Genomic DNA, 25,586 nt, shown 5'->3' on the forward strand with positions numbered 1-25,586 from the left:
GGGTCACGAGGCCGCCAGCTCGCGCTTAACCTCGGTGAGGATCTCGCGGCTTTCGCCCCGCTCCATGCGCTGGATGTCGTCCTGGTACTTCAGCAGCACGCCGAGCGTGTCCGAGACGTGGGCGGGATCGAGCGCCACCGCGTTGAGTTCGGTCAGGGCGTTGGCCCAGTCGATGGTCTCGGCGACGCCCGGCGCCTTGAACAGGTCGATCGTCCGCAGACGCTGGACGAAGGCGACGAGTTCGGCCGCGAGATCAGCATTGGCGCGTGGCGCCTTGCGATGGACGATCTCCAGCTCGCGGGCGGCATCGGGATAGTCCACCCAGTGGTAGAAGCAGCGCCGCTTCAGCGCGTCGTGGATCTCGCGGGTGCGGTTGGTGGTGATGATGACAATCGGCGGCTCGGCGGCGCGGATCGTGCCGAGCTCGGGGATCGTCACCTGGTTGTCGGACAGGATTTCCAGCAGGAACGCCTCGAATGCCTCGTCGGTGCGGTCGAGCTCGTCGATCAGCAGCACCGGCGCGCGGCCCGGCTCTCCCTCCAGCGCCTGCAGGATCGGCCGGCGGATCAGGAAGCGTTCGGAGAAGATCTCCGATCGCGTCGCATCCCGGGACGTGTCGCCCGAGGCCTCGCGCAGACGGATCTCGATCATCTGCGCGGCGTAGTTCCATTCGTAAAGCGCCGAGGAGACGTCGAGCCCCTCGTAGCACTGCAGCCGGATCAGCGGCCGGCCCAAGGCCTGCGCCAGGACCTTGGCGATCTCGGTCTTGCCGACGCCCGCCTCGCCTTCGAGGAACAGCGGCCGTCCCATCTTCAGCGACAGGAACAGCACCGTGGCGAGCGCCCGGTCGGCGACGTAGTCGGCGCCATCCAGCAGGCGTTCCGTTTCGTCGATTGATGCCGGCAGTGGGATTGTCACGATGAGGGCTTCCTGTGGATCCGGGGCAGATGCGTCAGGCTAGAGCGTGCGAAAGCGCCGGTCGAGATAGACGAGCGAGGGCCCGGGTGGCCCGGTGCGCAGCGCCACGACCTCCCCGATCATCACCCGGTGGGTTGCGACGAGCCGGGTGTCGCGCATCCGGCAGTCGAAGCCGGCCAGCGCCGAGCGGAGCACCGGGGCGCCCGTCTGCAGGATATCCCATTCGCCCAGCGCGAACCGTTCGTCCGGCTCGAGACCGCCCTCGCCGGCAAAGGCCCGCGCCAGCCTCTCGTCGGCGCCCGACATCAGGTTGAGCGCGAAATTGCCGTTCTCCGCAAAGCGGTCGTTGGCCGGGCTCGAGGTGTTGAGACAGACGAGCAGCGTCGCCGGGTCGTCCGACACCGAGCAGGCGGACGACACGGTCACGCCGCGGCGTCCCGCCGGCCCATCCGTCGTCACCAGGTGCACTGCCGAGGCAAAGCGACTCATCGCCTGGCGAAAGCTGTCGCGGTCGATCGTCGATGTGGTCAGCAAACCGTCTTCCATGCATTGCGGCCGGATCCCGTACCGTTCACGCCCAAGATAGTGCGGTCGGCGGGGATTCGCACGGGGGGCTTCAGCCGGAGCACGGATACGGCACGTTCAGCGCGCGGCAAGGGAGCAGAACGCGGTATGCCACAGCCATGAACGACGGCTCGACGGCCTCGTCATGGCAGCCACGCCGCGATAAGGTCGCCGCATGTCCGACTTACCCAAGCCAAGCCGCTTGCTCCGCCCTGCGCTCCTCCTTGCCGCTGCCTGCCTTGCGGTTCCCGCCTCGGCGCAGCAGCAGCAGCCGGCGGGATCGATCGTCATCGGCGTCGCCGCACCGTTATCTGATAGCGAGGCCATTCTCGGCGAGCAGCTGACCGGCGGCGTCGAGACTGCCGTGGCGCGCCTCTCCGGCGCCGATGGCCGGGTGGAGACGGTCACCGCCGACACGACCTGCTCGGCGGAAGGCGGCCGCCAGGCGGCCGAGACTTTCGTGGCGACGAATGTCGCGATCGTCGTCGGCTTCCTCTGCGCCGAAGCGCTCGAGGCGGCGTTGCCGGTCCTGCGGCAAGCCGCCATCCCGACGCTGGCGGTGGGCGTCAGGGCGAACCGGCTGACCGACCGCCGCGAGCGCACCGGCGATCTCGTCTGGCGGATCGCCCCGCGCTCCGATGCGGAGGCCATGAAGGTCGCCGAAACCCTCGCCGCCCGCTGGCGGGATCAGCCCTTCGGCCTCATCGAGGATGGCTCGATCACCGCGCGGGGCCTGACCGATTCCGTGCGGCGCCTGCTCGAGGAGCGGGGCATGGTGCCGCAGACTATCGACAATTACCGCCCTGCCGAGGAAAAGCAGTTCGCCCTCGCCCGCCGCCTGGAGCGGACCGGCGTCACGCGCTACTTCATCGCCGGCGACCGACCGGACGTTGCGACCATCGCCCGCGACGCGGCGGAACTCGGCCTGGATCTGGAAATCGTCGGCGGCGAGTCACTGCTCGACGAGGCCAGCATCGACGTGCCGCTGCCGGACGGCATCGTCGCCGTCGCACCACGCCCGCGCTTTCCTGAACTGGGTGGCAGCGCCGACGCGCCGCCACCCGACGATACGGCACCGAAGGGCTATTTCGGTCCCGCCTTCGCGGCGACCCAGATCGCCGTCGCCGCCGTCAGGACGGCCCGCGCGAGCGGTCGGACCATTCCCGTCGTGCTCCAGTCCGAAGCCTTCGCCACAGAGCTTGGCACCATCCGCTTCGACGCGAAGGGCGATTCCGATCTCGACCTCACCCGCGTCCTGGTCTGGCGCGGCGATCGCTTCATCGACGAAGCCGGCGGCTGAGCCATGGCCGCGTGGCGGGCGGGGTCCCGCAACCTGATCACCGACGTTGCGGGCATACGGGTCGGCCATGCGGACGACGGGGGCCTGAAGAGCGGCACCACGGCGGTGATCTTCGATCCGCCGGCCGTCGCCTCTGTATCGATCCTCGGCGGAGCGCCCGGCACCCGCGAGATCGCGCTGCTGGAGCCGGAAAGCACGGTTCAGGCGATCGATGCACTGGTGCTTTCCGGCGGCTCGGCCTTCGGCCTCGACGCCGCAGCAGGCGTGATGGCGTTCCTCGCCGAGGCCGGGCGTGGCTTCGAGGTGGCGGGTACGCGCATCCCGATCGTCCCGGGCGCGATCCTCTTCGATCTCGCCAATGGCGGCGACAAGGCCTGGGGCCGCTATCCGCCCTATCGCGATTTCGGCTATGCAGCAGCCGCCAACGCCGCCGAGGACTTTGCGATCGGCAATGTCGGCGCCGGTGCCGGATGCACCACGGCGACCGTCAAGGGCGGGCTCGGCTCGGCTTCTACCTTGCTGGAAAGCGGCGTCACCGTTGCAGCTCTCGTCGCGGTCAACGCCGTCGGATCGCCGCTGATCGGCTCGAGCCGGCATTTCTGGGCCGCGCCCTTCGAGGTCGATGGCGAGTTCGGCGGTCTCGGCCAACCCGCCAAATGGCCGGCAGACGGGGTCGGCGTCCGCACCAAGCTCGATGCAAGACCCGGCGGCAACACCACGATCGGCATCGTCGCGACCGACGCCGTGCTGGACAAGGCCGGCGCCCGTCGCCTCGCCATCGCCGGACAGGACGGCTACGCCCGCGCGCTCTGGCCGGCTCATACCGATCTCGATGGTGACCTCGTCTTCGGCGTAGCGACCGGCGGAAGCGCCGCCGTGCTCGATCCGCGCCAGCGTGCCGAACTCGGCGCCGCGGCAGCCGCCACCATGGCCCGCGCCATTGCGCGGGGGATTTTTGCCGCGACATCCACCCGCAACGACACCTTGCGGACCTGGTCAGAACTTTGAGTTCACCCTCCGCGCCCCCGGCGCCATCAGAAAGCCGACCGATGATTTACCGCCGCTTCCTCCTTGCCGCCGCCCTGCTCGCCTTTGTGCCGGCAACAGCCAGCGCTTCAGACGACCTGCCATTCCTCGGCACGTGGGATTGCGAAGTCGAGATCTTTACCTTCACGCCGACCACCTACGACACCGGCTCGGAGGCGTTGGCGATCGAGGAGGTGCAGGAGGGCAGCGACGGCTCCTACACACTGCTCTTCGCCGACGACTATCTCATCACGCTGTCGGGTTTCACCGGGGACACGATGGGCTGGTTCTCACCCGCAAGTGGCGACAGCTTCGCCTGCACGCGCCTCGACTGAACGTCCGATCGCGCGGCGCCAGCAGGCGGGATCGGCTGCTTTGATCCGGCCTGGCGGCGGCGTCCCTTCCAGGCCGGAGCCCTGCGCCGTTGAGGTGCCCTTCCCGGTCTGTTAGAGGGCGCGATATCCTTGTATCGCGCCGAAAGTGACCCGCCGATGATCCCCCGCTATTCCCGCCCCGACATGGTCGCCGTCTGGTCGCAGGAGACGAAGTACCGGATCTGGTTCGAGATCGAGGCGCATGCCTGCGACGCGCTGGCCGAACTCGGCGTCATCCCCGAAAGTGCCGCGCGGACGATCTGGGAAAAGGGCAACGCCGCCACCTTCGACGTCGACCGCATCGACGAGATCGAGCGCGAGACCAAGCACGACGTCATCGCCTTCCTCACCCATCTGTCGGAGATCGTCGGGCCGGACGCGCGCTTCGTCCATCAGGGCATGACCTCCTCGGACGTCCTCGACACCTGTCTCAGCGTCCAGCTGGCGCGGGCGTCCGACATCCTTCTCGCCGATCTCGACGGCCTGCTGGCGGCGCTGGAGCGCCGCGCCTTCGAGCATCGCGACACAGTCACCATCGGCCGCTCGCACGGCATCCATGCCGAGCCGACGACCTTCGGCGTCAAGCTCGCCCTCGCCCATGCGGAATTCAGCCGCTGCCGCGAGCGCCTGGTCGCGGCCCGGGCCGAGATCGCCACCTGCGCCATTTCCGGTGCGGTCGGCACCTTCGCCAACATCGACCCGCGCGTGGAGCTGCATGTCGCCAAGGCCATGGGCCTGACGCCCGAGCCGGTCTCTACGCAGATCATCCCGCGCGACCGGCACGCGATGTTCTTCGCCACGCTCGGCGTCATCGCCTCCTCGATGGAGCGCCTCGCAACGGAAATCCGCCATCTCCAGCGCACCGAGGTGCTGGAGGTGGAGGAGTATTTCGCGCCGGGCCAGAAGGGCTCGTCGGCGATGCCGCACAAGCGCAACCCGGTGCTGACCGAGAACCTCACGGGCCTCGCCCGCATGGTGCGCTCCTACGCGATGCCGGCGATGGAGAACGTCGCGCTCTGGCACGAGCGTGACATCTCCCACTCCTCGGTCGAGCGCTATATCGGGCCCGACGCGACCGTGACGCTCGATTTCGGTCTCGCCCGCCTCACGAGCGTCATCGACAAGCTGCTAGTCTATCCCGATCGGATGCTCGCCAATCTCAACAAGTTCAAGGGTCTCGTCCACTCGCAGCGGGTACTGCTGGCACTGACCCAGGCGGGCGCCTCGCGCGAGGATTCCTACCGGCTGGTGCAGCGTAACGCGATGAAGGTCTGGGAGGAGGACAAGGACTTCCTGACCGAGCTGCTCGTCGATCCGGAGGTCATGGCAGCGCTGCCGGAAGCCGAGCTGCGCGAGAAGTTCGATCTCGGCTACCATACGAAGCATGTCGGCACGATCTTCCAGCGGGTCTTCGGCCGCGCCGGCTGAGGCGAAAACAGGCGGACCTCGCGAGGGAACCGGGGCTCGCCCGGCTCCTTTTCTCAGAAGGGTCGTCGCGAAGCGATCCTTCGCAGAAACGAGGAGAACGCCGTTGTCCGATCCATCCAAGCCGCCCCGCCGCAACCACACGATCTGGATCGCTGCCGCGAGCATCGTGCTCGCGCTCGTCGTGTACTTCGTCTTCTTCACCACGACTCCAGAGGACGCGACGCGCCTCGGCGATGAAATCTCGCCGTCAGCCGTCAGCGAAGAGCCGGTCGATCCCGCTGGGGCCAACTGATCCGTCGCGTCAGCGCCGAGTCGCGGTTGACTTCACGCGTCGCAATTTGCATTTCCCCGCCATGCGCGTTGCCGAAGCCGACATCCTCATCATCCCCGGATACAAGGGGTCCCCCGAAGATCACTGGCAGACCCGTTGGGAGAATCGGCTCTCGACGGCCCGCCGTGTGCCGCAGGCGGAGTGGAGCAAGCCGGTTCGCGAGGACTGGACGCGCGTCGTCGCCGATGCGGTGAACGAGTCCACCCGGCCGGTGGTGCTGGTCGCCCATTCGCTGGGAGTCGCCACAGCGATCCAGGCGATCCCGCAGTTTCAAAAGCGCGTCGCCGGCGCCTTTCTCGTGGCGCCCCCGGATGTCGAGAACGACGCGATCCGGCCGCGCCACCTGATGACCTTCGGTCCCTATCCGCGCGATCCGCTGCCGTTTCCGAGCGTCGTCATCGCCAGCCGCAACGATGTCTTCTCCTCATTCGATGCAGCGGAAGATATCGCCGGCGCCTGGGGCTCGCTGTTCGTCGACGCCGGCGAGGCCGGCCACATCAACGCCGACAGCGGCCATGGCCCCTGGCCCGAAGGCCTGCTGACCTTCGGCCAGTTCATGTCGCGGCTGACCGTATCGAGTTGAGCGGCTAGCCGCGTGAGGCGTCGGCGAGATCCCGTGCCCCGGCAATGATGACGCCAGAGTCCGACCCGACGCAGATCAGCCGGTAGCCGAGCGCGCGGTAGCGCTTCGCGTCATCGGGCGTCGCTGCGTAGATGCCGGCGATCTTGCCGTGGGCTACGGCCGAGGCGGCAACCTGACGGATGGCCGCTTCATTCGCGTCGCCGCGCGGGTCGAGCGTACCGTTGCCGGACAGCGCGATCGACAGATCCGACGGGCCGACGAAGACCCCGTCCAGCCCGTTGATCGCCATAATCTCCTCTAGCGACGCGAGCGCCCTGCCAGTCTCGATCATCGCGAAGGCCATCGTCTGGTTCCGCGCATCGCCGACATAGTCGGCGCGATCGGTGTAGCCGTGCAGTTCCGCGGCCCGGGTCGGCCCATAGGAGCGCTGGCCGAGTGGCGGATACTTGGCCACCGCGACGAAGGCGCGGGCATCCTCGACCGTCTCGATCATCGGCATGATCACCGCCGAAGCGCCGAAATCGAGGGCTCGCGCGGCGAGCGCGCGATCCTCGACCGGCAGCCTGACCAGCGCGGGCCTGCCGAGATGGACGGCCAGCGCGATCCCGTCGCGCAAGGACGCGGTGTCCTGCAGGCCATGCTGCATGTCGAAGGTGACGGCATCGAACCCGGCACGCAGGAACGCTTCCTGCACCACCGGGTCGGTCAGGCCCAGCCAGGCGGACAGGACGCCTGGACCTTCCGTCAGAGCGCCACGAAGATCGAACAGTGCCATGGCGATCAGGCGGCCCGGACCTGCTTCTCCGCCTCGATCAGATACTCGCTCATGCAGCGGCGAATCTGATGGTCGGATTCCTGGACGCCGGCCGCGTCGAAATCCTTGCGGATCTTGTCGAACACGTCGTCGTCGCCGGGCTGCAGGAAATCGGCCTTGATGACTTCCTGCGCATAGGCATCGGCGTCGGCGCCGCTCTTGCCGAGCTTTTCGGCGGCCCAGAGACCGAGCAGCTTGTTGCGCCGCGCCTCGATGCGGAAGCGCAGTTCCTGATCATGGGCGTAGCGACTCTCGAAATCGCGCTCGCGGTCGGTCATCGACATGGCGTTGCTCCTCACAAGGGAATCGGCCCGATCAAGCATGAGCCTTGCGACTGACATACGGAGTGTGGCGGCGCTTTTGAAGCGGGAATCAGTGCCCGCGTCGCGAAAGAACACTTGATAAACCCCATGAAGGGCACGACTTCCCTCGGGTCGGCTGCCGCGGTGATTGTGATGAAGTCCCGTTTGGTCTATTCACCCGCACGATCGTCAGCCGTTTCTTGCGCCGGATTTTCCGGGGTCGGCGCGCCCATCACGATAGAGTTCCATAAATGACACGTCGCCGCCGTATCTACGAAGGCAAGGGCAAGATCCTTTATGAGGGCCCGGAGCCTGGCACGCTGGTGCAGTTCTTCAAGGACGACGCCACCGCCTTCAACAAGAAGAAGCATGAGGTTGTCGACGGCAAGGGCGTCCTCAACAACCGCATCTCCGAATATATTTTCTCGCATCTGAACAAGATGGGGATCCCGACGCACTTCATTAAGCGGCTCAACATGCGCGAGCAGCTGATCAAGGAAGTCGAGATCATTCCGCTCGAGGTGGTGGTCCGCAACATCGCGGCCGGCTCCCTCGCCAAGCGGCTCGGCATGGAAGAGGGCACGGTGCTGCCCCGCTCCATCATCGAATTCTACTACAAGGCCGACCATCTCGACGATCCGATGGTCTCCGAAGAGCACATCACGGCCTTCGGCTGGGCGAGCCCGCAGGAGATCGACGACATCATGGCCCTGGCGATCAGGGTCAACGACTTCCTGTCCGGCCTCTTCCTCGGCGTCGGCATCCAGCTCGTCGACTTCAAGATCGAGACCGGCCGCCTGTTCGAGGGCGACATGATGCGGATCATCGTCGCCGACGAGATCTCGCCGGATTCCTGCCGGCTCTGGGACGTCGTGACCCAGGACAAGCTGGACAAGGACCGTTTCCGCCGGGACATGGGCGGCCTCGTCGAGGCCTACCAGGAAGTCGCCCGCCGGCTCGGGATCATGAACGAAAACGAGCCGCCCCGCCCCTCGGGGCCGGTACTGGTCAAGTAAGGCGGCGACGTCCCGCCAAGCAGCCGGTACCGGCATTGAAGCTGGTGTATTCAAGAGACAGACGTATATCGTGAGCAGAGCAATTGATTAAGGCCCGCATCGTCGTCACGCTGAAGAACGGCGTCCTCGACCCGCAAGGCAAGGCCATCGAGGGCGCCCTCGGCGCCCTCGGATTCTCCGGCGTCGGCGCCGTGCGCCAAGGCAAGGTGTTCGACGTCGAGATCGACGGCGAGGACCGCGCCGCCGCCGAGGCTTCGCTCAGGGACATGTGCGCCAAGCTCTTGGCGAACACAGTCATCGAGAACTACACTGTGGAGATCGCGTAGGGCCGGAGGGTGTGATGGCCGAGGTCACGAACGAGCTGCTCTTCGAGGTCCTGAAGCGCCTGCAGCAGGAGATGGCCGACATTCGGCTCGACATAGGCGAGATCAAATCGGAGCTTGTCTCGATCCGCGGCACGTTGGTCTCTGTTCAGCACGACATCCACAACAACTACATGGTGCTCGGGCGCCAGGACGTGCGGCTCGACCGCATAGACCGCCGCCTGGATCTCCGAGCACTGGCGGAGCCCCTGGCGCCTTACGATCCGCAAACCTGAGCCGCGCTTCGCCTCGGCGGCACCATCTTCGCCAGGGATGATGCCGCTGTCTCCCATTCCAGGCCGAGCCGGCCTGCCTCACCAACGGTTGCCGTGAAGCCATGAACACCGCCGTCGTCCTCCTTCCCGGACTCAACCGCGACCGCGACATGATCGCGGCGCTGACCGCCATCACAGGGCGCACGCCGCTCACCGTGTGGCAGACCGAGACGACCATCCCGGACGTCGACCTGATCGTCGTGCCGGGCGGCTTCTCCTTCGGCGACTATCTGCGCTGCGGGGCGATCGCCGCCCGCTCGCCGGTCATGCGCGCTGTCGCCGACGCCGCCGCGAAAGGCGTGCCGGTGCTCGGCGTCTGCAACGGCTTCCAGATCCTCTGCGAGGCGGGGCTCCTGCCCGGCGCGCTGATGCGCAACAACACGCTGCGTTTCGTCTGCCGCGAGGTGAAGCTCGAAGTGGTGAATGCCGCGACCCGCTTTACGCGGCTTTACGACAAGGGCCAGATCATCCGCTGCCCGGTCGCCCATCACGACGGCAACTACTACGCCGATGCGGACACGCTCTCGGCGCTGGAAGACCAGGATCGCATCGTCTTCCGCTACGCGGCGGGCACCAATCCCAACGGCGCGATGCGCGACATCGCCGGCATCGTCAACGAAGCCGGCAACGTGCTCGGCATGATGCCGCATCCGGAAAATCTCGTCGAGCCGGAGCATGGCGGCACAGATGGCCGGGCGTTGTTCGAGAGCGCCTTGGGCATGACCGCCTCGAGTCTGGCCGCGTGAAGCAGCCTTCCGGCCTGACCATCGCCGCCCTTGCGATCCTCGGCCTTGCGCTGGGTGCGTGTGCGAGCGCACCGGAACCGGCCGATGCTCCGGCAGCGGCCAAGGCGGACGCCGGACTCGACCGCCTGGAGCGGCTGACGCTGAACGCCAACCGCTGCTGGTTCAAGTCGAAGGATCCGGCCTTCGCCGCCTACAGCCTGGCGCCGGAACTCTCCTCCTTCTCCGGCCGGCCAAGGTTCCTGCTGGTCCCGCGCGGGCAGATCGAGGCGCGGCCGCTGCTGGTGGTCGAAGGGCGCAGCGGCTCTGGCGCCATCGACACCTACGGCCCCCTGATGAACGAGCCGGTCTCCGCCCGGATCACCGCCGATCTCGCCCGCTGGCGCAGCGGTGCCAATGGCTGCGAAGCCTAAGGCGATGACCCGTAGCTTTCCTCGCAGAATGGCTGCCGTGATGCTCGCCGCCTGCGGCTTGTCGGCCTGCGCGGCGAGCGGAGCCTCGCCTATCGTCGACGTGCTTCCGCAAGCCATGCAGGTTTCTACGCTGCCTGCCTCCGATCCAGCCGACGCCGTCGGCGCGCCACTCCGGTCGGCCGAGATCGCCTACGTGACCTCGGCCGCCGCCGGGATCTACCGCCGCCGTCCATCGGAGCGCTCGGCGACGCTGGTACCGACGCCGGGTCATGACGGCTACGGGGTCTGCCTGCGCTCGCCGGCCGCTTCCGGCAGCCACGACCACGCGCTGATCATCTTCACGCGCCGGCTCGACGGCGAACCGATCTCGCAGGTTGACGACGACACGCTGGTGCTGCGCCGTGCCGCCGACACCGGAATTTGCCGCAGCGACCAGGTCGCTTACGTGACGGCGCGGGCTGCCTGAGCCGCTTTGCGCTTCTCCCTAATTACCAGCGCTGCGCCACCGGCTCCACTCGCGCTTCGGGATCGATTTCGTAGGATTCGATCGACTGCTTGAGGGTGGCATACTCGCCGCAGCCGTTCTGGAAGTTGCCATCGGAAAAGGTCAGCGCGATGCGGCGGCATTCGCCGGCGAGGCGGATCAGCAGGATCTTCGCGTCCCGGACACGGCCGAGATCGAGATAGGCTTCGCCCAGATAGGCCATGGCGCCACGATGATGCGGGTTGATCGACAGGGCTCTTCCATAAGCGTCCAGCGCCCGCTCGTGGTTGCCGGACTTACGCAACGAATAGCCCAGCAGCGACCAGGCATTGTCGTGGTGCGGGCGCCGTTCGACCACCTTGGCGAGGGCGGTGATCGCCGCCGGCCAGTCCTTGGCCTCGAACGCCTCGACGCCGTCGGCGTAGTCGCTGTCCCCGGAGCGTACGGTCGGGCTCATCTCGCCGGAGAACACTGCCGCGGCCCAGTCGGCCGGCACGAAGAGCCCCGCGGCGACCAGCAGGGCGAGGGTCGCCAAGGGAAAGCGGCGCTGCCGAGGATGCATACCCATCAGGTCCTCCCGTGTGCCCATGCGGAAGGAGACCACCGATCGAACGACGCGCCTACGGGCGATGGGTGCGACAGACCGTCTCGGCCGGCATGCCCGCCCTGCCCACGCGGGACTTTGTCCCAGCCGCGCCAGATGCTAACAGGCCCGGTAACGGCCCGCCTTTCGATGCTGCAGGACACGCCATGACCACCGAGACAGAGATCACCCCGGAGCTGATCGCCGCGCACGGGCTGAAGCCCGGCGAGTACCAGCGCGTGCTCGACCTCATCGGCCGGGAGCCGAGCCTGACCGAGCTCGGCATCTTCTCGGCGATGTGGAACGAGCACTGCTCGTACAAATCCTCCAAGCGCTGGCTGCGCACGCTGCCGACCAAGGGCCCGCGGGTCATCCAGGGTCCGGGCGAGAATGCCGGCGTCGTCGATATCGGCGACGGGCTCTGCGTCGTCTTCAAGATGGAGAGCCACAACCATCCGTCCTTCATCGAGCCCTACCAGGGCGCGGCGACGGGCGTCGGCGGCATCCTGCGCGACGTCTTCACCATGGGCGCCCGCCCGATCGCGGCGATGAACGCGCTGCGTTTCGGCGCGCCGGATCATCCGAAGACCCGCCACCTCGTCGCCGGCGTCGTCGCCGGTGTCGGCGGCTACGGCAATTCCTTCGGCGTGCCGACCGTCGGCGGCGAGGTGAACTTCCACCCGCGCTACAACGGCAACTGCCTGGTCAACGCGTTCGCCGCGGGCCTCGCCCGGACGGACGCGATTTTCTACTCCGAAGCCAAGGGCGTCGGCCTGCCGGTCGTCTATCTCGGCGCCAAGACCGGCCGCGACGGCGTCGGCGGCGCCACCATGGCCTCGGCCGAGTTCGATGCCGACATCGAGGAGAAGCGCCCGACCGTGCAGGTCGGCGATCCCTTCACCGAGAAGTGCCTGCTGGAGGCCTGCCTCGAGCTGATGCAGACCGGCGCCGTCATCGCCATCCAGGACATGGGCGCCGCGGGCCTCACCTGCTCGGCCGTCGAGATGGGCGCCAAGGGCGATCTCGGCATCGAGCTGAATCTCGACCAGGTGCCGGTCCGCGAGGCGCGGATGACCGCCTACGAGATGATGCTGTCGGAAAGCCAGGAGCGGATGCTGATGGTGCTCGACCCGGCGCGCCGGATCGAGGCCGAGGCGATCTTCGTCAAATGGGGCCTCGACTTCGCCGTCGTCGGCCGCACCACCGACGATCTGCGCTTCCGGGTCCTCTGGGAGGGCAAGGAAGTCGCTAACCTGCCGATCAAGCAGCTCGGCGACGACGCGCCGGAATACGACCGGCCGTGGATCGAACCAAAGCCTGCGCGGGTGATCCACGCGAGCGACCTGGCGGAGCCGGCCGATCTCGGCGCGACGTTGTTGACGCTGCTCGGCTCGCCCGACCTCTGTTCGCGGCGCTGGGTGTTCGAGCAGTACGACACGCTGATCCAGGGCAACTCGCTGCAGCGGCCGGGCGGCGATGCCGGCGTCGTGCGGGTCGATGGCCACGCCACCAAGGCGCTCGCCTTCTCCTCTGACGTGACGCCGCGCTACTGCGAGGCCGATCCGCTGCAGGGCGGCATGCAGGCCGTCGCCGAGTGCTGGCGCAACCTGACCGCCGTCGGCGCCGAACCGCTGGCCGCCACCGACAACCTCAATTTCGGCAATCCCGAAAAGCCCGAGCTGATGGGCCAGTTCGTCAAGGCCGTCGAGGGCATCGGCGCCGCCTGCACCGCCCTCGCCTTCCCGATCGTCTCCGGCAACGTCTCGCTCTACAACGAGACCCAGGGCACCGCGATCCTGCCGACGCCCACCATCGGCGGCGTCGGCCTGATAGAGGACCGCACCAAGACCGCGACGATCGGCGGCCTGCGCGATGGCGACGTGCTCTTCCTCGTCGGCCATGACGGGACGCATCTCGGCGCGTCGATCTATCTGCGGGAGATCGACGGCCGCGAGGAAGGCGCACCACCGCCGGTCGACCTCGTCGCCGAGAAGCGCCACGGCGATTTCGTCCGCGGCCTGATCCAGGCCGGGCGCGTCGCCACCTGCCATGATCTGTCGGATGGCGGCCTCGCAATCGCGCTGGCCGAGATGTGCATGGCCTCGGGGCTTGGCGCACGCGTCGGCGCCGGCGAGGGTCACGGCCATGCGCTGCTGTTCGGCGAGGACCAGGCCCGCTACGTCATCGCGGTGACCGAAGCCGACGCGGAGGGCATCAAGCTGATGGCGGCGGAAGCGGACGTGCCGCTTCGCCATCTGGGCACCGCCGGCGGCTCCGAACTCGTCATCGAGGGCAGGCTCTCGGTGCCGGTCGGCGACCTGGTCGTCGCGCACGAATCCTGGTTCCCGGCCTACATGTCGGGCGAGATCGTCGAGCCCGCGGCGGCGGCCTGAGTCGATTTGCCGGATGCGCTTCGCATTGATCGCGGCGTGACCGGACCCTATCATCGACGGGAACGGCGAGTCCGGTCGCCCACGGAGAACACTTCATGCCCATGAACGCCCGCGACATCGAGACGATGATCAAGGACGCGATCCCCGATGCCGTCGTCAGCATCCGGGATCTGGCCGGCGACGGCGACCATTATGCCGCCGAGGTCGTCTCGGAGAGCTTCCGCGGCAAGTCGCGGGTCCAGCAGCACCAGATGGTCTACCAGGCCCTGCAGGGGAACATGGGCGGCGAGTTGCACGCCCTGGCCCTTCAAACCAGCGCCCCGAAATAGTATGTTGGGAACGACGCGAGCGATGAGTTCGTCGCCGACAGCCATATCTTGACGGGTTGGGCGGGCTGCTGACGCACGGAGCCGGCCCCGCCGCCCGGACATTCACGAGACAGGAAACGCCATGACCGCCATCAACGAATGGATCGACAACGAGGTGAAGACCAACGACGTCGTGGTCTTCATGAAGGGCACGCCGGCCTTCCCGCAGTGCGGCTTTTCCGGCCAGGTCGTTCAGATCCTCGATTACCTCGGTGTCGAGTACAAGGGCGTGAACGTCCTCTCGGCCGACGATCTGCGCCAGGGCATCAAGGACTACAGCCAGTGGCCGACGATCCCGCAGCTCTACGTCAAGGGCGAGTTCGTCGGCGGTAGCGACATCATCCGCGAGATGTTCCAGGCCGGCGAGCTGCAGTCCTTCTTCGGCGAGAAGGGTGTCGCCACGACGGCGCCTGCCGCCGCCAACGGCTGACGGCCGCCGGTTCACCGCGAGGTAATTCAAAAGGCCCGCGCGGACAGCGCGGGCTTTTCCCGTTCGGGAAACGGCGACAGTCCGTCATCCGGCAGATACGTAAGGCACACTTGCAAATTTTGCGGTGCACCATAAACCTGTAGAAGCGCGCCCCGCTGAAGGCGACAGGTGCGCGCTCCAAAAAACATCCTGCGACAGCCAGTGATCGTTCCGATCAGCATGCCGCGACGATCGAGCGCTGCGAGGCCGAGAATGTCTGACCTGTCCAAGAATGCCCAGACGCGTGGGATGCCCTATTGGGAGCTCGTGACGCTGATCGCCTGTCTGATGGCGCTGAACGCAGCGGCCATCGACATCTTCATTCCCTCGCTGCAGGATATCGGGGCGGCGCTCGGCGTCGATGATCCGAACCAGCGGCAGTTCGTCATCACCGCCTACATCCTCGGTTTCGGCGGCGCGCAGATCGTCTACGGCACGCTGTCGGACCGTTTCGGCCGTCGGCCGATCCTGTTCTTCGGCCTCGCCATCTACATCCTCGCCTCTGTCGCGGCAGTCTTCTCGCCGACCTTTGGCGTTCTCCTCGCCCTGCGCGCGGTCCAGGGGATCGGCGCAGCGGCCACCCGCGTCATCGCCATCTCGGTCGTGCGCGACTGCTTCGGGGGGCGGCGCATGGCCAGCGTCATGTCGCTGGTCATGATGGTGTTCATGGCGATCCCGGTCATCGCGCCGAATATCGGCCAGGCAATCATGCTGTTCGGGTCCTGGCGCGAGGTCTTTGTCGCGATCGCCGTCTTCGGCCTTGCCGTGACCATCTGGTCGGCGCTTCGGCTGCCGGAGACCCTCGCCCCCGAGGACCGGCGTGAACTGACCTTCAAGCGTACCGCCGAGGCGTTCCGCATCGTCCTCACCAACCGCGTCGCCTTCGGCTACACGGTCTCGACGGCGCTGATCTTCGGCGTCCTGTTCGGCTTCATCAACCAGGCGGAGCAGATCTACACCGGCGTCTACGGCCTCGGGCCGATCTTCACCGTCGCCTTCTCTACCACGGCGATCTTCATGGCGGTGGCGTCCTTCGCGAATTCCCGGCTCGTCGAGCGGCTCGGCATGCGCCGGCTGTCGCATGGCGCGCTGATCGGTTTCATGTTCGTCGCGGTACTGCATTTCGCCGTCGCGTTCGCGATGGGCGGTGCGGCGCCGTTCTGGTTCTTCCTGATCGCGATGACGATCAATTTCGGCCTGTTCGGCTTCATCGGCACGAATTTCAACGCGCTCGCCATGGACCCGCTCGGCCATGTCGCCGGAACGGCGTCCTCGGTGCTCGGCTTCATGCAGACCTTCGGCGGCGGCCTGTTCGGCGCGGTGATCGGCTATTTCTACGACGGCACGGTGCTGCCGATGCTGTTCGGCTTCATCATCCTGTCGACCGGCTCGCTGATCTGCGTCTATCTGGCCGAGGGCCGGCTGTTCGACGCGAAATACGACCCGGCGCCGGAAACGAGCGTCGATCTCGAGCGCGAGCCGGCCGAGTGACTCGCGAGGCCTAGGCCAGGAGCAGCCGCTCCTGCGCCTCGGCCCAGACGCCGGTGCTGCAGGCGGCGATGATGGCTCCATCGCGGTGGCGCGGCGTGTAGGGCGATCCGTCGGCCATCGCGAAATGGCCACCCGCCTCAGCGACCAGCAGGCACCCGGCCAGATGGTCCCAGGGCATCAGCTTCGAATAGATCGAGACATGCGAGCCGCCGGACGCGAGCAGGCGGTACTCGTGGCCGGCGCAGCGATAGTTGCCGACGATCTTCAGCGCGCCGAGACGCGGCAGCAGCGCCGTCCTCTCGTCGGGCGGGAAATAGGTCGCGCTGACGCAGCCGATCGCTTCGGCGAGCGGCAGCGGAGCCGCGGTACCGAGCTTTCGCGCCGGACCGGTCGGCGTCCGCTGAAAGGCTCCGGCGCCCTTTTCGGCCAGCATGAAATCGTCGCCGACCGGATCGTAGATGATCCCGGCGATTGTCTCGCCCCTGGAAACGACCGCCGCCATGACGGCGAAGAGCGGCAGGCCGGCTGCGAAATTCGCCGTGCCGTCGACCGGGTCCACGACGATGGCAAGCTCGGCCGCGTCGAGGCGATCGAGCAGCGCCGGATCGGCGGCCACCGATTCCTCGCCGACGAACAGCGCGTCCGGGGCGATCTCCCGGCAGTGATGGGCGATGAAGCGTTCGGCGGCCTCGTCCGCCTCGGTGACGAGATCGGTCGCCGAGGTCTTCTCGCGGATGTCGCTCGCGCCGAGATTGCGGAAACGCGGCATGATCTCCGCGATGGCGGCCTCGCGCAGGATCTCGGCGAGGCGGTCGATGTCGATCGATGCGGTCACGGGCAGCTTTCCGTTTGGAGGTTCGGGTTGGGCGCGAGGCCGGCGAAGTCGAACAGCGCCGGGTCCAGCAGATGGCCCGGACGGATGTTCGCCAGCGCCCGCATCATCACCTGCTTGCGGCCCGGGAAGCGCCGCTCCATGCCGGCCAGCATCTCCTTGGTGACGTTGCGCTGCAGCCCGTCTTGGCTGCCGCAGAGGTCGCAGGGAATGATCGGGAAGGCCATCGCCGCCGAGAACTTCGCGATGTCCTCCTCGGCCGAAGCGATCAGCGGCCGCAGCACCAGGAGATCGCCCTCGTCGTTGAGGAGCTTTGCCGGCATCGCCGACAGCCGCCCGCCGTGGAAGAGGTTCATGAAGAAGGTCTCGAGGCAATCGTCGCGGTGATGGCCGAGCACCAGCGCCTCGCAGCCCTCCTCCCGCGCGATGCGGTAGAGATGGCCACGGCGCAGCCGCGAGCAGAGCGAGCAGTAGGTCGCCCCGGCCGGCACCTTCTCGGTGACCACCGAATAGGTGTCGCGATATTCGATGCGATGCGGGATGCCGAAGCGGTCGAGGAAATCCGGCAGGATATGCTTCGGAAAGTTCGGCTGGCCCTGGTCGAGATTGCAGGCGAGGAGATCGACCGGCAGCAGCCCGCGCCATTTCAGGTCGTGCAGCAGCGCCAGCAGCGCGTAGGAGTCCTTGCCGCCCGATATGCCGACGAGCCAGCGAGCGCCGGGCCGGACCATCGCGTGCCGCTCGATCGCCTCGCGCATCTCGCGCAGCAGGCGTTTGCGCAGCTTGCGGAACGTCACCGAGTCCGGCGCGTCGCGAAACAGGAGGTGGGCGCCGATGCCGATCTCGGCGTTCTCGCTATCGGCCGCCGCTGTCGTGTCGCCAAGATCGCTGTCGAGCATCACCGGTCCGTCCTCGTATCCGGGTCCCGTGTAGCCGCCGCTCGCCCAAAACAAAAGGCCGCCCCGAGGGACGGCCTTTGGCATTCGATAGAGAGCGTACCGATCAGCGCGAGTAGAACTCGACGACCAGGTTCGGCTCCATCTGCACCGGATACGGCACGTCGTGGAGGCCGGGAACGCGGGTGTAGGTGGCAACCATCTTCTGATGATCGACGTCGAGATAGTCCGGCACGTCGCGCTCTGCGAGCTGCGAGGCTTCCAGGACGATCGCCAGCTGCTTCGACTTCGGACGGATCTCGATCACATCGCCCGGCTTGCAGACATAGGACTGGATGTTGGTACGACGGCCGTTGACGTTGACGTGGCCGTGGTTGACGAACTGCCGGGCGGCGAAGACCGTCGCGACGAACTTCGACCGATAGACGACGGCATCCAGACGGCTTTCCAGCAGGCCGATCAGGTTCTCCGAGGTGTCACCACGACGACGCGCGGCCTCTTCGTAGATCTTGCGGAACTGCTTTTCGGTGACGTCGCCGTAATAGCCCTTGAGCTTCTGCTTCGCACGGAGCTGGACGCCGAAATCCGACACCTTGCCCTTGCGCCGCTGGCCATGCTGGCCCGGGCCATATTGGCGGCGGTTCACCGGGGACTTCGGACGTCCCCAGATGTTCTCGCCCATGCGGCGATCGATTTTGTACTTCGCTGATGCGCGCTTGCTCATCGCATTTCCTTCAAACAGAAAGAGGCCGAACGGACGATCCGTCGGCTCTCCGAGGAAACGCGCCCTCCTCTGCCCGCGGATGCGGACTGACAGGACAGCATGGGCACGATGCGATGCCGTCCACGGGACACGTCGAAAAAAACCGGCTGGAGCGAGTCCAACCGGTCGGGCAGTTCCTAAGAGCCTGCAGCGCTCAAGTCAACCGTGCCGTTACGGCTCAGTACTTCGCGATGACCCAGATAGCGTGAATGACGCCCGGGATGTAGCCGAGAAGCGTCAGGATGATGTTGATGAAGAAGTGCTTGCTGAAGCCCACCTGCATGAAGACGCCGACCGGCGGCAGGATGATGGCGAGGATAATGCGTAGGATGTCCATGAGATGCGGGCCCTTCCATTCAATGGTCCCTCAACGCCGGGAGAACCGGGCCGTTCCCCGCATCGCCGCATTTGCACAGTCGCCATGGCCATCATCGCGCCCTAACTGACGGCTAAGAAGAAGATATCAAATGACATTCCGAACGGGAAACCCTGCGATGAAGCCCATCCTCGTCACGACGCTCGCCGTCCTCGCCACCGCCGTTGCCGGCGGCGCCTTTGCGCAAGGTGCGAACTATCTTGCCCGTTACGATGGTGGCTGGAGCGGTGGCGGCTCGGTAAAGGTCGAGCAACTGCCGACCGCAACCAACGTCAACTGCAGCGTTCAGGGCACGCGTTCGGGCGAGACCGCCTTTGCGCTTCAGGGCACGTGCCGCTCGATGCTGATCATGAGCCGCGAGATCGGCGCGCAGCTCAAGATCGATCCAGCGAGCGGCAACTACACCGGCACCTATACGGGCTCCGCCAGCGGCCCGGCCAAGCTCGTCGGCTCGCGCCAGGGCGACACGCTGGATCTCCAGGTCACCTGGGGCCGCGTGATCTACGACGACAACAAGGCGCGCATGCTGATCCGCAACACCGGCAACGACACGTTCCGCATGCAGGTGATCGAGTCCATCGACGGCAGCGACGTCACCGTGTCGGACCTCTCCTTCCAACGCGGCTGATCATTCAGACCGCCTTTGGCGTATGCGATACGCCGAAGGCCGCTCGCGTCCGGCTGCGCATGATTGATTTTTCCTGAGGACGATGCCACCCCTTGCCTGACGTATGGGAAGGGGAGTTTCTGGCGTGAATAAAACGACGTGGTCAGTGCCGCTCTTCGTCGGGGTGGTGCTGGCACTTAATGCGTGCGCGACCCTCTCCGAAGAGGAATGCGTGACCAGCGACTGGCGTCGGCTCGGGGAAACCGACGGCGCCAGCGGCAAGCCGATCAGCTTCGTGGCCGAGCATCAGGCGGCCTGCTCGAAACATGGCATCACACCGGACGCGGCGGCTTGGCGCGCCGGCTGGGACGGGGGGATCACCACCTTCTGCACCCCGGCCAATGGCGCACGGCTCGGCGCGGAGGGAGGCTATTACGCCGACTCCTGCCCGCTCGGCCTGAAGAACGGCTTCGAGGCCCCCTACTACGCGAACAAGAAGGTCTACGACGCGCGGCAGCGCCGCGACCAGTTGCGCAGCCGGATCGACGTGCTTCGATACGAGATCGACGAGATCCGGGACGACGACGAGGAACGGCGCGAGAAGCGCCGCGAGATCGAACGACTTCGGGACGACCTCTGGGATGCCGAGGACGATCTGCGCGTCCAGGAAGACCTTCGTTACGAGCGCTTCGCCGACCTCGTCGGACGCTGACCATCACGGACGCGGCGGGCGCGGCAGACGTCTTGTCAGTCGCGTTCGCTGGAGAATTCGAGGCCGAACCCGCGGATCAGCCGGCGCATCGCATAGGATGCCTCGCCGCTGGTGAAATGCGCCTGGTCGAACCCCTCGGGCATGTCGTCCGCCGCCGGGCTCAGCGAGCGGGCGCGGCGCGCGATCGCCTCGGCCGGATCGAGCCAGTCCACGGGCCAGGGCGCCAGCTGCCGGAACCGATTGGCGATCAGCGGGTAGTGGGTGCAGGCCAGCACGACGATGTCGGTCCGGCGCCCCTCCTCCTCCACGAAGCACGAAGCGATCTCGGCAGCGATCGCGTCATCGGAGGTCTCGCCCCCGAGGATCGACTGCTCGGTCAGCCGGGCGAGTTCGCTCGAGCCGACGAGCCGCACCGCGCAATGACCCGCGAAACGGCCGATCAGGTCGCGCGTATAGTCGCGCCGCACCGTCCCCGGCGTCGCCAGGACGCTGATCAGCCCGGAGCGGGTCCGCTCGGCCGCCGGCTTGATCGCCGGCACCGTCCCGACGAAGGGGATGTCGAAGGCGGCGCGCAAATCCTCCAGCACCAGCGTCGACGCCGTATTGCAGGCAATCACCGCCAGTTGCGGCGCATAGTGCGGCACCAGGTCCTTAAACAGCGAGACGATCCGCTCCCGTAGCCGGTCCTCCTGCCAGTCGCCATACGGAAACCCGGCGTCGTCGGCGACGTAGACGAATTTGCGGTCCGGCATGTGGGTGCGCAATTCGCGCAGCACGGTCAGGCCGCCGATGCCGGAATCGAAGACGAGGATCGGCGCGCTCAACCCGTCGTTTCCCGGCCGGACCGGCCTCGTTCGCCCATCTCGTAATCGAACGCCCGCAACACGCCGCGCAGCGTCCGCACTTCCGGCTCGGTGAACCCCGCCTTCGTGAGCATCGTGCGGAGATTCTGCACCATTGCCTCGCGTTTATGGGGCGGGTGGAAATAGCCGGTGCGCGACAGCGACGTTTCGAGATGATCGAGCAGCCGGTGCAGGTCAGCCTTCTCCGCCGGCGGCGCCTCAGGCGCCGTGAAGCGCGGGGCCGTCGCGTCGTCGGCCCCGGCCGCCCGCCAGGAATAGCTCATCAGGAGCACCGCTTGCGCGATGTTGAGCGAAGCGAAGGCCGGATCGACGGGAAAGGTGACGATCTCGTCCGCCAGGCCTACCTCGGCGTTCGACAGGCCGTAGCGCTCGCGCCCGAACAGCATGCCGACCTTCTGGCCGGCGGCGGCGCGGGCGCGCATTTCGCCAGCGGCGGTTTCCGGCCCGCGCACCGGCTTGTAGCTGTCACGGGGGCGGGCCGTGGTGGCGAGGAGATAGGTAATATCGGCGACCGCCGCCTCGACACTGTCGAACAGCCGCACCGCGTCGATCACGTGGTCCGCACTCGAGGCAGCGGCCCGCGCCTTCTCGCTCGGCCAGCCGTCGCGGGGATTGACGAGGCGCAGGTCGATCAGGCCGAAATTCGCCATCGCCCGGGCGACCATGCCGATATTCTCGCCGAGCTGCGGCTCGACGAGGACGACGGCCGGCCCCGGCCGATCGGTCACGGTCGCCGTCGGTTCGGCGGCGGGATATTCTGGTTCTTGTGCCAAGCGCGGCCCCTTTTCGGGTGCAAATACCCCGCTTCGCGCGCCACGCCAAGCACGGCGATCAGGGCGCGAAGCCGTCCACCCCCTCCCAGGCGACGCGCCGCAGGGCTTCCGGATCGGCGAGCACCCGGTCCCTGATTCCGAAGACCTTGGTTTCGCGCTTCTCGGCCTCGTAGGCCGGCCAGCCGTCAGCCGGGCGGCCATCGCGCACGAAGCTGACCCAGTGGGCGCGCATCCGATCGGCCAGCGCCTGGCGGTGGTGGTCCGGCAGGATCCCGAGATAGACGCTGCGGAACGGCTTCAGGAAGTCCTCGAAGATCAGCGGCAGGTCGGCCGAATGCGTCGCGCCGAGCCGGCTCAGCAGGCCCTTCGTCTCCCAGTCGAGCCGATACATGAAGGTGGGCGCATCGCGGCAGTGGATTTCGGCCTGGTGGATCGCCGCCATGCGGAACAGCAAGTCCGTGCCGAAGGCGATCCGCCCGTCCCGCCCGGATGAATAGAGCCGTGCGATGCGCTCGGCGGCTTCGGCACCGGCAACGCCGGCAATCCAGGCCTGCATCGCAGGCTTCTCCGTTTCGAACGGAAACACTGGCAGTTCGCTGAAGAAGGAGAACTCGTCGCGATTTGTACCGATGATCATCGGCACCTTCTTCATCGCGGCATAGAGCGTGGTGAGATCGGCCTCGGGCATCTCGACGCCATCGCAATACGGCCGTGTGAGGATGCCGGAGTTCCTCGCCGCCAGTGGCCGCGTTGCCGCGCTGAACGTGCCGTGGCTCATCCGGAACAGTCGTTCTCGGTCGCCATTGGGCAAAAGCGCCTTCACCGCCTCGCGGTGCACCGCTTCGGCCGTCTGCCGCGGCTGGAACATGTTGAGGGTTCCCGACTGGATGACCGCCTGGGAAAACAGACCGCGCGACGCCTCCGACACCAGGTGGAAGGCCACCGATGCGGCGCCCGCGGACTCCCCCGCGATGGTGACGCGCTCGGGGTCGCCGCCGAAGGCCGCAATGTTGTTCCGCACCCATTCGAGCGCCAGCCGCTGGTCGAGCAGGCCGGCATTTGCCGCGAACCGATCGTCGCCCTCGAATATCTCTGCGAAGGCGTTGAAACCGAAGAACCCCAGCCGGTAGTTCATCGTGACGACGACAATGTCGCCGCGGCGCGCAAGATCGTCGCCGGGATACTGCGCTCCCGAGCCGATGATGAACGCACCGCCGTGAATGAACACCAGCACCGGCTGCTTGCCGTTGATGTCCGGTGTCCAGACGTGGAGGTTGAGGCAGTCCTCTTGGAAGGTGCTGGTGGTGCCGGCGATGCGTCCGAGCGGTTCCGGCATGGCCCGCCGCTGCGGCGCGGCCGGCCCGTATTTGTTGGCGACGAAGACCGTGTCGAAGGCCCGCCGTGGCCGCGGCCGGGCAAACCGGGCCATGCCCAGCGGCGGCTCGGCGTAGGGGATGCCGAGGAACCGTGCGATCCCGTCCTTGACGATGCCGCTCACCGGGCCGCAGGGCGCTTCGACGCGAAGCGTTTCGGGCATGACGGACTCCTTCGGGGGGATGGCGACACCGGTCGGCGCCGCTCCGACGAAACATTGACGGCTGCGATCATAGCGCGCCGCTGCTTTGCCTCCACCGATACCGGTGATATAGGGCGCAGCAAGCGTCGGGAGGCACGTTGCAACCGGCTGTCAAGCGGCCACGTGGCCGCATCTTAGTTTCTGGGGAAGACATCGATGGCAAAGATCAAGGTCGATAATCCGGTCGTGGAACTGGACGGCGACGAGATGACCCGCATCATCTGGACGTTCATCAAGGACAAGCTGATCCACCCCTACCTGGACATCGACCTCGAGTATTACGACCTCGGCGTCGAGCACCGTGACGAGACCGGCGACCAGGTGACGATCGACGCCGCCAACGCCATCAAGAAGCACGGCGTCGGCGTCAAATGCGCCACCATCACGCCGGACGAGGACCGCGTCGCCGAATTCGGCCTGAAGAAGATGTGGCGCTCGCCGAACGGCACGATCCGCAACATTCTCGGCGGCGTCATCTTCCGCGAGCCGATCATCTGCAAGAACGTGCCGCGCCTCGTGCCGGGCTGGACCAAGCCGGTCATCGTCGGGCGCCACGCCTTCGGCGACCAGTACCGCGCCACCGACTTCCGCTTCCCCGGCAAGGGCAAGCTGACCATCAAGTTCGTCGGCGAGGACGGTGAGACGATCGAGCACGAGGTCTACGACGCGCCCGCCGCCGGCGTCGCCATGGCCATGTACAATCTCGACGATTCGATCCGCGACTTCGCCCGCGCTTCCCTGAACTACGGCCTGCAGCGCGGCTATCCGGTGTATCTGTCGACCAAGAACACCATCCTCAAGGTCTATGACGGCCGCTTCAAGGACATCTTCCAGGAGGTCTACGAGGCCGAGTTCGAGGAGAAGTTCAAGGAAGCCCGGATCATCTACGAGCATCGCCTGATCGACGACATGGTCGCCTCCAACCTGAAATGGTCGGGCGGCTACGTCTGGGCCTGCAAGAACTACGATGGCGACGTGCAGTCGGATACGGTCGCGCAGGGCTTCGGCTCGCTCGGCCTGATGACCTCGGTGCTGATGACGCCGGACGGCCGCACCGTCGAGGCCGAGGCCGCGCACGGCACGGTGACCCGGCATTACCGCCAGCATCAGCGCGGCGAGCAGACGTCGACCAACTCGATCGCGTCGATCTTCGCCTGGACCCGCGGACTTGCCCATCGCGCCAAGCTCGACGACAACGCGCCGCTGAAGGCCTTCGCGGACACGCTGGAGCGCGTCTGCATCGCGACCGTCGAGAGCGGCCACATGACCAAGGATCTGGCGCTGCTGATCGGTCCGGACCAGCCGTGGCTGTCGACCACCGGCTTCCTCGACAAGGTCGACGAGAACCTCCAGAAGGCGATGGCGTAAGCCGCGTCGCCGAGGTCGACTGAACAGATAGCGCCCGGCCAAGAGCCGGGCGTTTTCATGTCCGGCTGCCGGTCGGCGAACGCAGGCGAGAAAGCTGCGATAGCGGCGGACTCAGGAAAATCATGCAACTTTCGGGACGCTCGGGCACTTCCTTTAGCCGAACAAGGAGTATCCGAATGACCGCTTTCACGACCAAGACCTTTCACGTCGCCCTGCTCTCGGCCGGGCTTTTTGCCGGCACCGCCTTCGCCCAGACCGCCGGGTTGGTGGACGTCGACGACAGCGTGATGGTCCCGCCCTTCAACGTGACCGTCGACGACCTCGACGACATGGACGTCTACGATGCGGCAGGGACTGAGATCGGCGAAATCGAGGAAGTCGTCGGCACCGACGCGAACACGCCGACGGCCTTCGTCGTCGACTTCGACGGCGAAGGCTACGGTGACGAGGAGCGCGTCATCGGTCTGGAGAATTTCGCCATGGATGGCGCCCGCATGACGCTGTCGCTCGACGCGGCTGGTGTCGCCACCATGCCGATGGACGACTGACCATCGGCAACGGACTGATGTCCGAAGACTGAATG

General features: G+C 66.7%; 32 protein-coding genes. 20 read left to right on the forward strand and 12 right to left on the reverse strand.

What is annotated here, in order from left to right; genetic code table 11:
- Positions 1 to 3: 3 nt before the first annotated feature.
- Together GTW51_RS00425 and GTW51_RS00430 are read right to left on the reverse strand one after the other, a co-directional pair.
- Positions 4 to 918 (reverse strand): AAA family ATPase, encoded by a 915-nt coding sequence (locus GTW51_RS00425; RefSeq protein WP_163041919.1) that lies wholly within the window; start codon positions 916 to 918, stop codon positions 4 to 6.
- Between the two features lie 39 nt (positions 919 to 957).
- Complete coding sequence (locus tag GTW51_RS00430; RefSeq protein WP_343033848.1) at positions 958 to 1,452, reverse strand: flavin reductase; 495 nt, start codon at positions 1,450 to 1,452, stop codon at positions 958 to 960.
- A 205-nt stretch (positions 1,453 to 1,657) separates the two neighbouring features.
- On the opposite strand from GTW51_RS00430, the gene GTW51_RS00435 reads away from it, so the two are divergent.
- The 6 genes from GTW51_RS00435 to GTW51_RS00460 all read left to right on the forward strand — a co-directional run bounded on the left by GTW51_RS00435 (position 1,658) and on the right by GTW51_RS00460 (position 6,524).
- On the forward strand, positions 1,658 to 2,782 hold the full coding sequence (locus tag GTW51_RS00435; protein ID WP_163041921.1) for an ABC transporter substrate-binding protein: 1,125 nt from the start codon (positions 1,658 to 1,660) through the stop codon (positions 2,780 to 2,782).
- Between the two features lie 3 nt (positions 2,783 to 2,785).
- Complete coding sequence (locus tag GTW51_RS00440; RefSeq protein WP_163041922.1) at positions 2,786 to 3,790, forward strand: P1 family peptidase; 1,005 nt, start codon at positions 2,786 to 2,788, stop codon at positions 3,788 to 3,790.
- Positions 3,791 to 3,831: 41 nt separating this feature from the next.
- The gene (locus GTW51_RS00445; protein ID WP_163041923.1) at positions 3,832 to 4,143 is read left to right on the forward strand and encodes a hypothetical protein; all 312 of its coding nucleotides are present in this window, start codon (positions 3,832 to 3,834) and stop codon (positions 4,141 to 4,143) included.
- A gap of 156 nt (positions 4,144 to 4,299) precedes the next feature.
- Positions 4,300 to 5,610, forward strand: a complete 1,311-nt coding sequence (purB, locus tag GTW51_RS00450) for an adenylosuccinate lyase (protein ID WP_163041924.1) — start codon at positions 4,300 to 4,302, stop codon at positions 5,608 to 5,610.
- 103 nt (positions 5,611 to 5,713) lie between these two features.
- Entirely contained in the window at positions 5,714 to 5,902 is a 189-nt protein-coding gene (locus GTW51_RS00455; protein ID WP_163041925.1) for a hypothetical protein, read from the forward strand.
- Between the two features lie 61 nt (positions 5,903 to 5,963).
- Positions 5,964 to 6,524, forward strand: a complete 561-nt coding sequence (locus GTW51_RS00460; RefSeq protein ID WP_163041926.1) for an RBBP9/YdeN family alpha/beta hydrolase — start codon at positions 5,964 to 5,966, stop codon at positions 6,522 to 6,524.
- A gap of 4 nt (positions 6,525 to 6,528) precedes the next feature.
- Here the strand turns inward: GTW51_RS00460 and GTW51_RS00465 are convergent, their stop codons facing one another.
- Positions 6,529 to 7,299, reverse strand: coding sequence for an HpcH/HpaI aldolase family protein (locus GTW51_RS00465; protein WP_163041927.1), 771 nt, complete (start codon positions 7,297 to 7,299; stop codon positions 6,529 to 6,531).
- Between the two features lie 5 nt (positions 7,300 to 7,304).
- Positions 7,305 to 7,622: a DUF1476 domain-containing protein gene (locus GTW51_RS00470; protein ID WP_163041928.1), complete on the reverse strand. Its 318-nt coding sequence runs from the start codon at positions 7,620 to 7,622 to the stop codon at positions 7,305 to 7,307.
- Between the two features lie 269 nt (positions 7,623 to 7,891).
- Here GTW51_RS00470 and purC point away from each other — a divergent pair, with 269 nt between their 5' ends.
- From purC to GTW51_RS00500, 6 genes are all read left to right on the forward strand, one after another.
- The gene (purC, locus tag GTW51_RS00475; RefSeq protein WP_163041929.1) at positions 7,892 to 8,656 is read left to right on the forward strand and encodes a phosphoribosylaminoimidazolesuccinocarboxamide synthase; all 765 of its coding nucleotides are present in this window, start codon (positions 7,892 to 7,894) and stop codon (positions 8,654 to 8,656) included.
- Between the two features lie 83 nt (positions 8,657 to 8,739).
- On the forward strand, positions 8,740 to 8,982 hold the full coding sequence (gene purS, locus GTW51_RS00480; protein WP_163041930.1) for a phosphoribosylformylglycinamidine synthase subunit PurS: 243 nt from the start codon (positions 8,740 to 8,742) through the stop codon (positions 8,980 to 8,982).
- 14 nt (positions 8,983 to 8,996) lie between these two features.
- Positions 8,997 to 9,254 (forward strand): hypothetical protein, encoded by a 258-nt coding sequence (locus tag GTW51_RS00485; protein WP_163041931.1) that lies wholly within the window; start codon positions 8,997 to 8,999, stop codon positions 9,252 to 9,254.
- A 101-nt stretch (positions 9,255 to 9,355) separates the two neighbouring features.
- A complete protein-coding gene (gene purQ / locus GTW51_RS00490; protein ID WP_163041932.1) occupies positions 9,356 to 10,039 on the forward strand; it encodes a phosphoribosylformylglycinamidine synthase subunit PurQ in 684 nt (227 codons plus the stop codon).
- Positions 10,036 to 10,449 (forward strand): hypothetical protein, encoded by a 414-nt coding sequence (locus tag GTW51_RS00495; RefSeq protein ID WP_343033849.1) that lies wholly within the window; start codon positions 10,036 to 10,038, stop codon positions 10,447 to 10,449. Before purQ ends, GTW51_RS00495 begins: the two co-directional genes overlap by 4 nt.
- Positions 10,450 to 10,564: 115 nt before the next feature.
- Positions 10,565 to 10,915: a hypothetical protein gene (locus GTW51_RS00500; RefSeq protein ID WP_163041933.1), complete on the forward strand. Its 351-nt coding sequence runs from the start codon at positions 10,565 to 10,567 to the stop codon at positions 10,913 to 10,915.
- 22 nt (positions 10,916 to 10,937) lie between these two features.
- Here GTW51_RS00500 and GTW51_RS00505 read toward each other — a convergent pair whose 3' ends face one another.
- A complete protein-coding gene (locus GTW51_RS00505) occupies positions 10,938 to 11,501 on the reverse strand; it encodes a tetratricopeptide repeat protein (RefSeq protein ID WP_163041934.1) in 564 nt (187 codons plus the stop codon).
- A gap of 182 nt (positions 11,502 to 11,683) precedes the next feature.
- Between GTW51_RS00505 and purL the strand changes: the two genes are divergently transcribed.
- The 4 genes from purL (at position 11,684) to GTW51_RS00525 (ending at position 16,237) form a co-directional block, all read left to right on the forward strand.
- Entirely contained in the window at positions 11,684 to 13,909 is a 2,226-nt protein-coding gene (purL, locus tag GTW51_RS00510) for a phosphoribosylformylglycinamidine synthase subunit PurL (protein ID WP_163041935.1), read from the forward strand.
- A gap of 95 nt (positions 13,910 to 14,004) precedes the next feature.
- Complete coding sequence (locus GTW51_RS00515; RefSeq protein WP_163041936.1) at positions 14,005 to 14,238, forward strand: BolA/IbaG family iron-sulfur metabolism protein; 234 nt, start codon at positions 14,005 to 14,007, stop codon at positions 14,236 to 14,238.
- 121 nt (positions 14,239 to 14,359) lie between these two features.
- Entirely contained in the window at positions 14,360 to 14,707 is a 348-nt protein-coding gene (gene grxD / locus GTW51_RS00520; RefSeq protein ID WP_163041937.1) for a Grx4 family monothiol glutaredoxin, read from the forward strand.
- A gap of 252 nt (positions 14,708 to 14,959) precedes the next feature.
- On the forward strand, positions 14,960 to 16,237 hold the full coding sequence (locus GTW51_RS00525) for a multidrug effflux MFS transporter (protein ID WP_163041938.1): 1,278 nt from the start codon (positions 14,960 to 14,962) through the stop codon (positions 16,235 to 16,237).
- 10 nt (positions 16,238 to 16,247) lie between these two features.
- Here the strand turns inward: GTW51_RS00525 and GTW51_RS00530 are convergent, their stop codons facing one another.
- The 4 genes from GTW51_RS00530 to GTW51_RS00545 all read right to left on the reverse strand — a co-directional run bounded on the left by GTW51_RS00530 (position 16,248) and on the right by GTW51_RS00545 (position 19,065).
- Entirely contained in the window at positions 16,248 to 17,072 is an 825-nt protein-coding gene (locus GTW51_RS00530; RefSeq protein ID WP_163041939.1) for an inositol monophosphatase family protein, read from the reverse strand.
- Positions 17,069 to 17,968 carry a tRNA 2-thiocytidine(32) synthetase TtcA gene (ttcA, locus tag GTW51_RS00535; RefSeq protein ID WP_163041940.1) on the reverse strand — a complete coding sequence of 300 codons (900 nt, stop codon included), beginning with the start codon at positions 17,966 to 17,968 and terminating at the stop codon, positions 17,069 to 17,071. Before ttcA ends, GTW51_RS00530 begins: the two co-directional genes overlap by 4 nt.
- 103 nt (positions 17,969 to 18,071) lie before the next feature.
- The gene (gene rpsD, locus GTW51_RS00540) at positions 18,072 to 18,689 is read right to left on the reverse strand and encodes a 30S ribosomal protein S4 (RefSeq protein WP_163041941.1); all 618 of its coding nucleotides are present in this window, start codon (positions 18,687 to 18,689) and stop codon (positions 18,072 to 18,074) included.
- Positions 18,690 to 18,906: 217 nt separating this feature from the next.
- Positions 18,907 to 19,065: a YqaE/Pmp3 family membrane protein gene (locus tag GTW51_RS00545; protein ID WP_163041942.1), complete on the reverse strand. Its 159-nt coding sequence runs from the start codon at positions 19,063 to 19,065 to the stop codon at positions 18,907 to 18,909.
- A 157-nt stretch (positions 19,066 to 19,222) separates the two neighbouring features.
- Here GTW51_RS00545 and GTW51_RS00550 point away from each other — a divergent pair, with 157 nt between their 5' ends.
- The gene (locus GTW51_RS00550; protein ID WP_163041943.1) at positions 19,223 to 19,732 is read left to right on the forward strand and encodes a hypothetical protein; all 510 of its coding nucleotides are present in this window, start codon (positions 19,223 to 19,225) and stop codon (positions 19,730 to 19,732) included.
- 124 nt (positions 19,733 to 19,856) lie between these two features.
- Entirely contained in the window at positions 19,857 to 20,423 is a 567-nt protein-coding gene (locus GTW51_RS00555) for a DUF2799 domain-containing protein (RefSeq protein WP_163041944.1), read from the forward strand.
- Positions 20,424 to 20,458: 35 nt separating this feature from the next.
- Here GTW51_RS00555 and murI read toward each other — a convergent pair whose 3' ends face one another.
- The 3 genes from murI to GTW51_RS00570 are packed head-to-tail and all read right to left on the reverse strand — an operon-like array spanning position 20,459 to position 23,596.
- Positions 20,459 to 21,247 (reverse strand): glutamate racemase, encoded by a 789-nt coding sequence (murI, locus tag GTW51_RS00560; RefSeq protein ID WP_163041945.1) that lies wholly within the window; start codon positions 21,245 to 21,247, stop codon positions 20,459 to 20,461.
- The gene (locus GTW51_RS00565; RefSeq protein ID WP_246232458.1) at positions 21,244 to 22,059 is read right to left on the reverse strand and encodes an RNA methyltransferase; all 816 of its coding nucleotides are present in this window, start codon (positions 22,057 to 22,059) and stop codon (positions 21,244 to 21,246) included. The genes murI and GTW51_RS00565 overlap by 4 nt, the downstream gene beginning before the upstream one ends.
- Before the next feature lie 58 nt (positions 22,060 to 22,117).
- The gene (locus tag GTW51_RS00570; protein ID WP_163041946.1) at positions 22,118 to 23,596 is read right to left on the reverse strand and encodes a carboxylesterase/lipase family protein; all 1,479 of its coding nucleotides are present in this window, start codon (positions 23,594 to 23,596) and stop codon (positions 22,118 to 22,120) included.
- A gap of 195 nt (positions 23,597 to 23,791) precedes the next feature.
- Between GTW51_RS00570 and GTW51_RS00575 the strand changes: the two genes are divergently transcribed.
- Positions 23,792 to 25,003: an NADP-dependent isocitrate dehydrogenase gene (locus GTW51_RS00575; RefSeq protein ID WP_163041947.1), complete on the forward strand. Its 1,212-nt coding sequence runs from the start codon at positions 23,792 to 23,794 to the stop codon at positions 25,001 to 25,003.
- Between the two features lie 176 nt (positions 25,004 to 25,179).
- Entirely contained in the window at positions 25,180 to 25,551 is a 372-nt protein-coding gene (locus GTW51_RS00580; protein ID WP_163041948.1) for a PRC-barrel domain-containing protein, read from the forward strand.
- Positions 25,552 to 25,586 lie beyond the last annotated feature (35 nt).

Source organism: Aurantimonas aggregata, assembly GCF_010500835.1.
Classification (GTDB): domain Bacteria; phylum Pseudomonadota; class Alphaproteobacteria; order Rhizobiales; family Rhizobiaceae; genus Aurantimonas; species Aurantimonas aggregata.

Excerpts from the sequence above, each read along its gene's own strand:
- GTW51_RS00435 (WP_163041921.1), top strand. The coding sequence starts at position 1,658 with ATGTCCGACTTACCCAAGCCAAGCCGCTTGCTCCGCCCTGCGCTCCTC.
- GTW51_RS00440 (WP_163041922.1), top strand. The coding sequence starts at position 2,786 with ATGGCCGCGTGGCGGGCGGGGTCCCGCAACCTGATCACCGACGTTGCG.
- GTW51_RS00445 (WP_163041923.1), top strand. The coding sequence starts at position 3,832 with ATGATTTACCGCCGCTTCCTCCTTGCCGCCGCCCTGCTCGCCTTTGTG.
- purB (WP_163041924.1), top strand. The coding sequence starts at position 4,300 with ATGATCCCCCGCTATTCCCGCCCCGACATGGTCGCCGTCTGGTCGCAG.
- GTW51_RS00460 (WP_163041926.1), top strand. The coding sequence starts at position 5,964 with ATGCGCGTTGCCGAAGCCGACATCCTCATCATCCCCGGATACAAGGGG.
- GTW51_RS00465 (WP_163041927.1), bottom strand. The coding sequence starts at position 7,299 with ATGGCACTGTTCGATCTTCGTGGCGCTCTGACGGAAGGTCCAGGCGTC.
- GTW51_RS00470 (WP_163041928.1), bottom strand. The coding sequence starts at position 7,622 with ATGTCGATGACCGACCGCGAGCGCGATTTCGAGAGTCGCTACGCCCAT.
- purC (WP_163041929.1), top strand. The coding sequence starts at position 7,892 with ATGACACGTCGCCGCCGTATCTACGAAGGCAAGGGCAAGATCCTTTAT.
- GTW51_RS00485 (WP_163041931.1), top strand. The coding sequence starts at position 8,997 with ATGGCCGAGGTCACGAACGAGCTGCTCTTCGAGGTCCTGAAGCGCCTG.
- purQ (WP_163041932.1), top strand. The coding sequence starts at position 9,356 with ATGAACACCGCCGTCGTCCTCCTTCCCGGACTCAACCGCGACCGCGAC.
- GTW51_RS00500 (WP_163041933.1), top strand. The coding sequence starts at position 10,565 with ATGCAGGTTTCTACGCTGCCTGCCTCCGATCCAGCCGACGCCGTCGGC.
- GTW51_RS00505 (WP_163041934.1), bottom strand. The coding sequence starts at position 11,501 with ATGGGTATGCATCCTCGGCAGCGCCGCTTTCCCTTGGCGACCCTCGCC.
- purL (WP_163041935.1), top strand. The coding sequence starts at position 11,684 with ATGACCACCGAGACAGAGATCACCCCGGAGCTGATCGCCGCGCACGGG.
- GTW51_RS00515 (WP_163041936.1), top strand. The coding sequence starts at position 14,005 with ATGCCCATGAACGCCCGCGACATCGAGACGATGATCAAGGACGCGATC.
- grxD (WP_163041937.1), top strand. The coding sequence starts at position 14,360 with ATGACCGCCATCAACGAATGGATCGACAACGAGGTGAAGACCAACGAC.
- GTW51_RS00525 (WP_163041938.1), top strand. The coding sequence starts at position 14,960 with ATGTCTGACCTGTCCAAGAATGCCCAGACGCGTGGGATGCCCTATTGG.
- ttcA (WP_163041940.1), bottom strand. The coding sequence starts at position 17,968 with ATGCTCGACAGCGATCTTGGCGACACGACAGCGGCGGCCGATAGCGAG.
- rpsD (WP_163041941.1), bottom strand. The coding sequence starts at position 18,689 with ATGAGCAAGCGCGCATCAGCGAAGTACAAAATCGATCGCCGCATGGGC.
- GTW51_RS00545 (WP_163041942.1), bottom strand. The coding sequence starts at position 19,065 with ATGGACATCCTACGCATTATCCTCGCCATCATCCTGCCGCCGGTCGGC.
- GTW51_RS00550 (WP_163041943.1), top strand. The coding sequence starts at position 19,223 with ATGAAGCCCATCCTCGTCACGACGCTCGCCGTCCTCGCCACCGCCGTT.
- GTW51_RS00570 (WP_163041946.1), bottom strand. The coding sequence starts at position 23,596 with ATGCCCGAAACGCTTCGCGTCGAAGCGCCCTGCGGCCCGGTGAGCGGC.
- GTW51_RS00575 (WP_163041947.1), top strand. The coding sequence starts at position 23,792 with ATGGCAAAGATCAAGGTCGATAATCCGGTCGTGGAACTGGACGGCGAC.
- GTW51_RS00580 (WP_163041948.1), top strand. The coding sequence starts at position 25,180 with ATGACCGCTTTCACGACCAAGACCTTTCACGTCGCCCTGCTCTCGGCC.